Genomic DNA, 11,392 nt, shown 5'->3' with positions numbered 1-11,392 from the left:
TCGCTTACTGACTCAGAAATTGATTCTGAGACTGATTCTGAGATTGATTCTGATACTGACTCGGATACTGACTCAGAGATTGATTCAGAAATTGACTCGGATACTGACTCAGAGACTGATTCTGAAATGGACTCAGAGACTGATTCTGAGATGGATTCTGAGATTGACTCAGAGACTGATTCTGAAATGGACTCAGAGACTGATTCTGAGATTGACTCAGAGACGGATTCAGAGATTGACTCAGAGACTGATTCTGAAACTGACTCGGAGACGGATTCTGAAATGGACTCTGAAACTGACTCTGAAACTGACTCTGAAACTGACTCGGAGACGGATTCTGAAATGGATTCTGAGACTGACTCAGACACTGATTCTGAAAGTGACTCTGAGACTGACTCTGAAATTGATTCTGAGACTGACTCAGACACTGATTCTGAAAGTGACTCTGAGACTGACTCTGAAATTGACTCTGAGACTGACTCAGAGACTGATTCGCTTACTGATTCTGAGATGGACTCTGAGACGGATTCTGAGATGGACTCGGAGACGGATTCTAATACTGACTCAGAGACGGACTCAGATACTGATTCAGAGATGGATTCTGATACTGACTCTGAGACAGACTCTGAAATGGATTCTGAGACGGATTCTGATACTGATTCGCTTACTGACTCAGAGACTGATTCTGAGACTGACTCAGACACTGATTCAGAGATTGATTCTGAGACGGACTCTGATACGGATTCGCTTACTGATTCTGAAATTGACTCAGACACTGATTCGCTTACCGATTCAGAGATTGACTCAGAGACTGATTCTGAGAGGGACTCAGACACTGATTCAGAGATTGATTCGCTTACTGACTCAGAAATTGATTCAGAGACTGATTCTGAGAGGGACTCGGAGACGGATTCTGAGACTGATTCTGAAATCGATTCTGAGACTGACTCAGAGATAGACTCGGAGACGGATTCTGAAATTGACTCAGATACTGACTCGGAGACTGACTCTGAGATGGATTCTGAAACGGATTCGGAGATGGACTCGGAGACGGATTCTGAAAGTGATTCTGAGATTGACTCACTAACTGATTCAGAAAGTGATTCTGAGACTGACTCGGATACAGATTCGGAAACTGATTCAGATACTGACTCAGACACAGATTCTGAGATTGATTCTGATACGGATTCAGACACTGACTCAGAGATTGACTCGGATACAGATTCTGAAATTGACTCTGATACAGATTCTGAAATTGATTCTGAGACTGACTCTGATACGGATTCTGAGACTGACTCAGACACAGATTCTGAAATTGATTCTGATACGGATTCAGACACTGACTCGCTTACTGATTCAGATACTGACTCAGAGACTGATTCAGAGATTGACTCTGAGACGGATTCGCTTACTGATTCAGAAATTGATTCTGATACTGACTCTGAAACTGACTCTGAGACGGATTCTGAGACGGATTCTGAAACGGATTCTGAGATTGATTCAGAGACTGACTCTGAGACGGATTCTGAGACGGATTCTGAGACGGATTCAGAAATCGACTCTGAAACTGATTCTGAAACTGACTCTGATACTGATTCAGAGATTGATTCTGAGACGGACTCAGAAATTGACTCAGATACTGATTCTGAGATAGATTCTGAGACGGACTCTGAAATTGATTCTGAGACTGATTCAGAAATTGACTCAGAAACTGATTCTGAAATGGATTCTGAGACGGATTCTGAGATGGATTCTGAGACGGATTCTGAGATGGATTCTGAGACGGACTCTGAGATGGACTCGGAGACGGACTCTGAGACGGACTCGGAGATGGACTCTGAGACGGATTCTGATACTGATTCTGAAACTGACTCAGAAATGGATTCTGAGATTGATTCTGATACTGACTCAAAAACTGATTCTGATACTGATTCTGAAACTGACTCAGAAATGGATTCTGAAATGGATTCCGATACTGACTCAGAGACGGACTCAGAGACTGATTCAGAGATGGATTCTGAGACGGACTCAGAAATTGACTCAGATACTGATTCTGAGATAGATTCTGAGACGGACTCTGAAATTGATTCTGAGACTGATTCAGAAATTGACTCAGAAACTGATTCTGAAATGGATTCTGAGACGGATTCTGAGATGGATTCTGAGACGGACTCTGAGATGGACTCTGCGATGGACTCTGAGACGGACTCGGAGATAGACTCTGAAACGGATTCTGAGACGGACTCTGAAAGTGACTCGGAGACGGATTCTGAGATGGATTCAGATACTGACTCGGAGACGGATTCTGAGATGGACTCGGAGACGGACTCAGAGATAGACTCTGATACCGATTCAGAGATTGATTCTGAGACGGATTCGCTGACTGACTCTGAGACGGACTCTGAGATAGACTCAGAGATAGACTCTGATACCGATTCAGAGATTGATTCTGAGACGGACTCAGAGACTGATTCAGAGATAGATTCTGAGACGGACTCGCTGACTGACTCAGATACGGATTCTAAAATCGATTCTGAGACGGATTCTGAAACTGATTCTGAGACGGACTCAGATACGGATTCAGAAACTGACTCGGAGATGGACTCGGAGACTGATTCTGAAATCGATTCTGAGACGGACTCTGAGACTGATTCTGAAATTGACTCGGAGACGGATTCAGAGATGGACTCTGATACTGATTCTGAGACTGACTCAGAGATTGATTCAGAAACTGACTCTGAGACTGATTCAGAGATTGACTCACTTACTGACTCTGAAATGGATTCTGAGATTGATTCAGAAACGGATTCCGCGACTGACTCAGAAATAGATTCCGAGATGGACTCGCTGACTGACTCTGAGATGGACTCAGAAACTGATTCTGAGACGGACTCTGAGATAGACTCTGAAACGGATTCTGAGAGGGACTCGCTGACTGACTCTGAGAGGGACTCTGAAACGGATTCTGAAACTGACTCTGAAACGGATTCTGAAACTGACTCAGAGATTGACTCAGATACTGATTCTGAGATTGACTCAGAGATTGATTCAGACACTGACTCTGATACAGATTCTGAAACGGATTCTGAGATTGATTCTGATACAGATTCACTTACTGACTCTGATACAGACTCAGAAATTGATTCTGATACTGATTCTGATACAGACTCAGAGACTGATTCAGAAAGGGATTCTGAAACTGATTCTGATACAGATTCGCTTACTGACTCTGAGACTGATTCAGACACTGACTCGGAAACTGATTCGCTGATGGACTCTGAGACTGATTCAGATACTGATTCTGAAATTGACTCTGATACTGACTCACTTACTGACTCAGAGATTGACTCAGAGATTGACTCAGAGATTGATTCAGAAACTGACTCTAAGACGGATTCTGAGACTGATTCTGAGATGGATTCTGACACTGACTCTTTAATTGAAGTTGAAATGGATTCAGAAAGCGATTCACTTGCAGAAATTGAAGCCGATTCAGATTTAGAAGTTGATTCTGACTCTGAAGCAGATTTAGAATCCGATATGGATTCAGATGTTGAAGTAGACTCAGATTCTGATAAAGATATAGAATTTGAATTTGATAACGATTCTGACTCAGATTTGTCAACTGTGTACCAATGAGTTGTTTCATTTACAGACGTTGACAAGGGATTTCCCAATCCATACTGTATACCGTAATCGCCCACTCCAGTTGAACTAGATGACTGTGTCCACAGACCCCACTTTCCTGTTTTGTCAAGTGACTGCCGACCAAAGAAAAATCGACCATATTGAGTACCACCTTGAGCTGTACCACCTGACCAATATCCTATTAAGCGCCAATTTTTTGCAGGACTTGTGTAAAAGACCATGATACGTTGGCCATTATAGGTAGTCGTTGTATAACTAGCTTCGATAGTCGAGTATGTATTATAGTTAGTCCCCGATGTCGAAGTCGAGGCTTTTATCTCACTTGTCTCAAAAAGCTTGATAAATCCATTCATATCTGTACCATTCCAATCAACAGTACCTTTATAAGTTGGATCCAAGTAATACAAACTTCGTTTTATCGTACCTTCATCATCAACAATGGTAATCAAAGTCTTGGTGCCTTGTTCCTGGACCTTACCATGTAAGTATGTAGTACCTGGGGTCAAGGCTCTATTAGACGTTGCATTGGTGGTAGAAGAATAATCATAACCAACAAACGACCGAACACCAGATGGTGTCACAGTCTGTCCACCGACTGTCATGACAGTATATGAAGCAATAACTGTACCATCAGTTGTCTTATAATAAGTCGTATTTGTTGTATAAGTAGGTACCAATGTAGTACCGTAAATATTATTAGCATCTGTGCTAAATCTTAATCCACCAGGAATGCCTGAACCGGTCGCTAAAGAAGTATCATAAGTAATAGTTATTGGAGAATTATCAGAATCGAGTTGACTTGGATACGAGAATGTTGCACTTGAGCCAGGATCAATTTTATACGATTCTAGAACAGTGCCCGTCTTACTTACTAATTCGGCCAAAACAGTGTATGTACTCGGATCATCATCCAATGAATAACGAATATAAGCATTTAAGGCAGTACCACCTGAACTCTTATGATTCTGATCATAAGTGTCAGTTGAATACACACTAAAAGTATGCCAACCAGCTACACTAGTGCCAGAATATGGAGATGAAAATGTCTGCTCAGATACTTTCGCCCCATTGGCATCATCCATGGAAGGAGTTGCAGTTGTAATCGTATCAAGCAAGATACCTTGACCATCACCAACCTTCAAAGTCACAGAAGTTGAAGTATCAAGGACAAATGTTATCATCCCATCTTCATCATCTTGCAATAACAGAAGACCTAAGGCTTGGTTACTAGCTTGTAAGCTAGAAACTGCTGCTTGAATTTCTGCAACCGTTACAGCCTCATTCCCCAGAAGTACCTTAGCAACTGCGATATCTGTGATACTTGTGGCAATTGCGTTCTCAAGTTCCTGACTGATTCCAGTTTGATTGCTAGCAATTTGTACCAAAATCTCAGCTTCAGATGTAACCTGCTCAAGAGTTTCTTTTGCTTCTGTTACTGGTGAAGTGCTTGAAGCTGTTTCGCTTGAACTTGTTTCTGAAGTTGTCGAAGCTGTTTCGATTGTTGATGATGACGAGCTCGTACTTGTCTGAGATTCACTTGTTGATGTAGTTTCACTTGAAGAAGCAGATTTACTTGTGGAAGTAGAATCGCTAACTGACGCAGATAAACTTGTTGATGTAGATTCGCTAATTGATGCAGATTCGCTTATTGAATGTGACTCACTAACTGACGCAGATTCACTTTTTGAATGTGACTCACTCTCTGAAACAGATTCGCTTTCAGATGTTGACTCACTTGCTGAAGCAGACACACTTGCTGAGTCTGAAAGGCTTGACGAATCTGACAAACTTGTTAAATCTGAAATACTTGTCGAATCCGATAGACTTGTCGATGTCGAATCACTGATTGATTGCGATGAAGTATCTGACTCCGTTCCAACATTACTCATGCTGACTACATCTTCAGTTGCCAGAATTGTAGTCGTTGTTTCAGAAACGGTCGCAATGTCTTCAGCATGTACCGGAGAAACGGCTATTCCACCACCAATTGCTGCACTGGCAGCAACCAAACCTCGTAGCATAGTAGTTGCCGAAGTTTGACCTGTACTCGTTTCTACAGCCACTTTTCCAATAGTTGGCTTACCGCTATCTCCGAGGCGAATCATGTCAATTTGAGACATCACCGTCCGTACCCAATGCTTTCCAGATTTGTGCATTTTAACACGGCTCTTACGTGAAACCTCAGCCACCTCTTTTTTCGTTTTTACCACGAAAATTCCTCCTAAATCAACTTCAAAATGTATTCATTTTCTTATAAAAAGTAATATGTTTTAGCATATTATATATTATATTATACCTAGTGTCAATAAATCTAGTAAGTGACAAGAATATAAGTTTATTCATTTACTGGGTTGCTAAATATCGAATGATTTTACTGGCACTCATAAACTTGATTTCATATTTTACAAACAGCATCTCTTTTTAAAAACCTTACTAAATATACATTTCTAAATTAGTTTGGACTTGTAAAAAAGAGAACAAACTGTTCTCTAAAAATACTATTTCACTTCATTTCTGACACACTGCAAGGCAGCACCGATAACTTGGTGCATATCATAATAGCGATAATGACCCAAACGTCCACCAAAAATAACATTTTCTTGCTGCTCTGCTAGGCGCTTGTAGGCAGTATAGAGCTTATTATTACGGTCATTGTTAACTGGATAGTAAGGCTCATCCCCACGTTTCCAAGTCTTCGAATACTCGCGTGTAATAATGGTTTTTGGTTGTGTACCAAACTCAAAATGTTTATGTTCGATGATACGAGTATATGGTGTTTCGCTATCTGTGTAGTTGACAACCGCATTACCTTGGTAGTTTTCCAAATCCAAGATTTCCGTTTCAAAACGAAGGCTACGGTATTCCAATTCCCCAAGTTCGTAATCAAAGAACTCATCAATCATACCTGTAAAGACAACTTTTGGATAGCTTGCCAAGTATTCTTCTTTATTGGCAAAGAAATCAACATTAGTCTCTACATCGATATTTTCATGATCTAACATTTTTTCAACTATCTGCGTGTAACCACCGATTGGAATGCCTTGATAGGTATCATTGAAATAGTTATTGTCATAAGTCAAACGCACTGGCAATCGACGGATGATAAAGGCTGGAAGTTCCGTACATGGTTTTTCCCATTGTTTCTCGGTGTATGACTTGATCAATTTTTCATAGATGTCTGTACCTACAAGGGAAATAGCTTGCTCTTCCAAGTTCTCAGGAGTTTTACCACCCAAAACAGCACGCTGCTCTGCAATTTTTGCCTCAGCTTCCGCAGGAGTGACCACACCCCAAAGCTTGTTAAAGGTATTCATGTTGAATGGGAGGTTGTAAATCTCACCCTTGTAGTTGGCAACTGGTGTGTTGGTGTAGCGATTGAATTCTGCAAATTGGTTAACATAATCCCAGATTTCCTTTTCAGAAGTATGGAAGATATGCGCACCATACTCATGGACCTGGATGCCTTCTACTTCTTTGGTGTAGATATTTCCGGCGATGTGATCTCGTTTTTCAATCACTTTTACCTTTTTACCTTTTTTGGCTGCTTCATGGGCAAAAACTGCACCAAACAAACCAGCACCAACTACTAGATAGTCGTAATGTTGCATATAAATTTTTTTCTCCTAAACAATCTCTATGCTCACTTGCACACAACATTTAAAAAATAGCATAATAAAAACATTTCTGAAATCTTTCTAGTTGCCCTATTTAAATCATTATACCATATGAAAAATCGTTAGAAAAATAGAAGATGTTCTACATTTGCTTGAATATATCGGCGTTCAACTCATTATTTTTGAAGAAAATCTAAAGAAGGTGAATACCAATTGATAATATTTAGTTGGTTCCATGGTAATCACCCAAAAACGAAATATATAGAAATAGGTTCCAGAGTCAATTTGACTAAAGAACCTATTTTTGAAATCCTTTTAATATTAGTATAAATACTCTATTTTAAATGGCGAAACTATCAACGTGATATCTTTTTATTCCAACTAATAAAATCAATTAATGAGATTGAATAACTTGTGTGCTTACCAGCTGTTTTTAAAAAATTCACTTTGTTGATAATTTTTGTATATAATTCTGGAGTCAAAGATCGATGATTCAATCGCTCAATATCAACTGTTGCGTCCAGGGTTACAATATATCCTTTACTACAATCTACAAAAGATGGAACTTTAAATCCATTATCCGTTTGAACGCTTCCACTAATTAATGCAATTTCTTCATTTGTAGATCCATCCTCAGAAAAGACTCTTTTTTCTTTTCCGAGAACACTGGAAATTGAATAAAATTCGATGTGTGATTGCGAGACATATTTTCCTACAAACATCTGATGTGGTACTAAATTATGGCTAGGATCATTTGGAAAACGAACTCGCGCAATAAAGATATCCATTTATGAAAACACCATCTCCCCATCTATTAATTCTACAAAGATTGGATATTCATTTTGACTAATCATTTTAATTTCATTAAGAGACTCTTCAGAAGTTAAATCTATACCAGAGTCATAATAAAAATAAACATTACCATGTATAACTTCTTTATGGAGATTTTCAAAATCAATATCCTTATAGATAGAATAGATATTAGTCAAATATCCTATTACTGACGGATCTATTTTTTTCAAATCTAAATGTTCATTTTTAGAAGCATTAAGCCAAATATTGTGTTTATGCGTTTCGGCTATCAAGTCGTTCGAAGTTTTGTTTCCATACACAAAATTAGTAACTTGAATAATCTTTTTAATATCTGGAGAAAATTCATCAAAATTACAGTCAGTTCTATAACATAAGTCATTGTATCTAAATTCTTTATATACTTCTCGAACTACTGGACCATTATCCCATCTTTCAAAATAGTCATCAATTAAATCATCATTAAAAAGTGAAAAGTACATCAGACTTGCAAAATATAATAACTTATTTACTTTTAAATTGTTATCAAAATTTCCAACTCTAAGGCTTGGATTAATTGACAAAAAACATTTAGCCAAATTGAGTGTATTTACCATTTTTTAGTCTCCTTTATTCCGTATTCTTAAGCTACCAGGAGTAAAATACAAAAACACAAGTAGCTCATCTGTCACCTGTGCTTTTATAAATTTTTCAGTTCAGCCATCAAATATTATATAACCAACCTAAATATACCTTATTGATTCAGTTTTGTCAATTTTTTTAACAGGAAATACTCATAAATTAACTAATATTAAAAGGTACATTTTTTCCTCAGAAATATTACCTAGTATTGAACAAAAGTTTGGTTACCTTGTATAGTCTTTAAATATGCTTACATATGGGCTGTATATTTCTACTCTTTCAAAACTATCAAATTTCATAAATAAACTTCAATAAAAAATGCAACATTGACAATTCAAATATTTATGAATACTTTTCCTTCAAAATTTAGTTAGATTGTCAATCATTAGACAATATAACATTTTTAAACAATTCACATGATTTTTCCGTTAATACTGTTAATATAAATGTCAAATATGGAATTATCAAAGATTTATCAATCAGAGTCTGCGAAATATATAGTAGTAATGCATAGAATAGAAAAAGTACAATCCCCATCCATGATTTTTGCCTTTCAGACTTAACTGTTTGCCAAATTATCTCCAAAAAAACTCTTATTCCTGAAAGAATTACAATTGTAAATAATAACTCTGCAAAAATATTATACTGAACATGGAACGATTTTATTATAATTATCAGTATTGATGAAGTTGATAACAAAATAATAAACGGAAACGATTTGTAAACTTTTTGATTAAACAACAATTTAAAAATTTGTTTAAAATCAGACATAGACTAATTCCTCCAAAAATAAAAAATAATTTTAAATCTATTCATTATTATGCCACAATTAAAGATGATATTAGAACTTGTGAAGCATTTTTTGAAGAAATGTCAACAATTATTAAAATTCTAAGCACTGACTATTTTAATTTCAAATTTCAAAATCCAACTCCATTGATTTCTAAGTAAACAATAATAATATTTTGCTTTGTAATATTTCAGTTTCAAAGATAGTGTACTCAGCTAATATTTATCTCACTTCATTTCTCACACACTGTAAGATCTCACCAAAAATTTGGTGCATATCGTAGTAGCGATAATGACCGAGACGAACTCCAAAGTAGATTTTTCTTGTGTCCCAAACTTGAAATGCTTGTGCTCGATGATTCGAGTATAAGGTGTTTCGCTATCTGTGTAGTTAACAACCGCATTACCTTGGTAGTTTTCCAAATCCAAGACTTCCGTTTCAAAACGAAGGCTGCGATACTCCAACTCACCCAGTTCGTAATCAAAGAATTCATCAATCATACCTGTGAAGACAACCTTCAGTAAGATTGCCAGGTATTCTTACTTGTTCGCAAAGAAATCAACATTTGTCTCCACATCTATATTTTAATGGTCTAGCATTTTTTCAAACTAGAACTGATGTTCTTGCGAAGATCGAGTCAACTGTTCCGAAGTTAGTCCTGTTATTTCTAACACATCCTCTAAGTCAAGACCTCTAGCTAATAATTTTTGTGCAACATCTAAACTTTTTTGTAGACTTCCTTCTTCACGACCTTCTTCCTTTCCACGATTTCTACCACGTATATAAGAACTTTCCAATTCCCCAAAATGATTGGAAGCATTACGCAACCATTGATCTACCATTTCGATTTCCTCCTCTGTCCATGTATTTCTGTTTAGCAGATTCTCTGCCTTTTCAATTATATCCGATGTAGCTTGACTAAATTCTCTATTTGCAAAAAATTCAATCCATTGGCGTTGATTTTTCCCAAGTTTTCCCTTACGAAATTTTTTCAGCTCAATGATAACCATTTCAAATGGTTTCTTTAATTCTTCCTGATCACCAAATGGTAATTCTAAGATTTGACCGCTATCTTTTTCAGTCATTACAAAACTGTGAATAGGTTTTTCGTCATCGAAATACTTACTCGCTACTAAAGCAATCGAATAAAATAGACCTGACCTGAAAAGGGATCCAGATTGAATTGACTTTTGACAAGGTAGGCGAGAGAATCAATCCCTTGACGCATGTCCGTTTTCCCACAAACCAAGTAGACTTGACCTAAATCACTGAGTCGGATGGTCATAGTGCAGTACCTTATCCAAAATCGTTTCCATTACTTCATGGTTGATAGATTGGAAGAATGTGACTTCCACTTTTCCGAGACGAATTTTCATCAGAATATCGTTTCTGACTTTCTTCTCAAAGCGATGCGATTGGGGAACAGCCAATGGGACGATAGGGTGTGACATGATAAATCCTCCAGTTATGTTTTTCTCACAGTATACAGGAGGAGGGAGTGATTAGATAGATACCTTGTTATTAGGCGGTTACGATTGTTTCCAATATCTCTTGGTTGATAGATTGAAAGAAAGTGAGTTCTACTTTTTCGTGACGAATCTTCATCAGGATTTCATTTCTGCTTTTCTTTTCAGAGAGTCGCGATTGGGGAACAGTCAATGGTAACCGCCCAATAACAAAGTATATTGAAAAGGCTCCAAAGTCCTATCGACTCTGGAACCTTTTTCTATTTACATGCTCTCTTAATTTTTTCCTTCCATGGCAAATAAGCCTCCAGCACCTCCTTTTTTGCGAGTGTCTCCTCATTAGGTAAGTGTTCTAGAAGATAGTTCATATATTTCTCTGCATCAAGTCCGTGTCGCTTAGCTCTTTCTAAAAGACTCAAAATGACAGCTGTTGACTTGGCTCC

The 11,392-nt window shown here is 37.6% G+C and carries 9 protein-coding genes and 3 pseudogenes; 1 reads left to right on the top strand and 11 read right to left on the bottom strand.

Annotated elements, in window-relative coordinates; all coding sequences use genetic code 11:
• Together C1E99_RS15620 and C1E99_RS15615 are read right to left on the bottom strand one after the other, a co-directional pair.
• The coding region (locus C1E99_RS15620; RefSeq protein ID WP_419580083.1) for a DUF445 family protein at nt 1-3,056 on the bottom strand (3,056 nt) is incomplete at its 3' end.
• A gap of 593 nt (nt 3,057-3,649) precedes the next feature.
• Nucleotides 3,650-3,787, bottom strand: a complete 138-nt coding sequence (locus C1E99_RS15615; protein WP_161951207.1) for a hypothetical protein — start codon at nt 3,785-3,787, stop codon at nt 3,650-3,652.
• A 1,436-nt stretch (nt 3,788-5,223) separates the two neighbouring features.
• Here C1E99_RS15615 and C1E99_RS15610 point away from each other — a divergent pair.
• Nucleotides 5,224-5,688, top strand: a complete 465-nt coding sequence (locus tag C1E99_RS15610) for a hypothetical protein (RefSeq protein ID WP_105207712.1) — start codon at nt 5,224-5,226, stop codon at nt 5,686-5,688.
• 71 nt (nt 5,689-5,759) lie between these two features.
• Here the strand turns inward: C1E99_RS15610 and C1E99_RS15605 are convergent.
• The 9 genes and pseudogenes from C1E99_RS15605 to C1E99_RS12455 form a co-directional block, all read right to left on the bottom strand.
• Nucleotides 5,760-5,837 (bottom strand): annotated as a pseudogene (locus tag C1E99_RS15605) (KxYKxGKxW signal peptide domain-containing protein); the annotation flags it as partial.
• Nucleotides 5,838-6,146: 309 nt separating this feature from the next.
• Nucleotides 6,147-7,256, bottom strand: coding sequence for a UDP-galactopyranose mutase (gene glf / locus C1E99_RS12495; RefSeq protein WP_105207711.1), 1,110 nt, complete (start codon nt 7,254-7,256; stop codon nt 6,147-6,149).
• Nucleotides 7,257-7,618: 362 nt separating this feature from the next.
• Nucleotides 7,619-8,050 (bottom strand): hypothetical protein, encoded by a 432-nt coding sequence (locus tag C1E99_RS12490; protein ID WP_105207710.1) that lies wholly within the window; start codon nt 8,048-8,050, stop codon nt 7,619-7,621.
• Nucleotides 8,051-8,668: a Panacea domain-containing protein gene (locus tag C1E99_RS12485; RefSeq protein WP_105207709.1), complete on the bottom strand. Its 618-nt coding sequence runs from the start codon at nt 8,666-8,668 to the stop codon at nt 8,051-8,053.
• Between the two features lie 1,037 nt (nt 8,669-9,705).
• Nucleotides 9,706-10,088 (bottom strand): annotated as a pseudogene (locus tag C1E99_RS12475) (UDP-galactopyranose mutase); the annotation flags it as partial.
• Between the two features lie 3 nt (nt 10,089-10,091).
• Entirely contained in the window at nt 10,092-10,568 is a 477-nt protein-coding gene (locus tag C1E99_RS12470; protein ID WP_105207707.1) for a hypothetical protein, read from the bottom strand.
• 47 nt (nt 10,569-10,615) lie between these two features.
• Nucleotides 10,616-10,768: an IS66 family insertion sequence element accessory protein TnpB gene (gene tnpB / locus C1E99_RS12465; RefSeq protein ID WP_105207706.1), complete on the bottom strand. Its 153-nt coding sequence runs from the start codon at nt 10,766-10,768 to the stop codon at nt 10,616-10,618.
• On the bottom strand, nt 10,749-10,934 hold the full coding sequence (locus C1E99_RS12460; protein ID WP_105207705.1) for a hypothetical protein: 186 nt from the start codon (nt 10,932-10,934) through the stop codon (nt 10,749-10,751). The genes tnpB and C1E99_RS12460 overlap by 20 nt, the downstream gene beginning before the upstream one ends.
• A gap of 275 nt (nt 10,935-11,209) precedes the next feature.
• Nucleotides 11,210-11,392: pseudogene (locus C1E99_RS12455) on the bottom strand (transposase domain-containing protein); the annotation flags it as partial.

Origin of the sequence: Streptococcus suis, assembly GCF_002964045.1 — a bacterium.
GTDB lineage: Bacteria > Bacillota > Bacilli > Lactobacillales > Streptococcaceae > Streptococcus > Streptococcus suis_U.
Note: the sequence above shows the minus strand (reverse complement) of the source record. Positions and strands in the feature narration are given on the sequence as shown.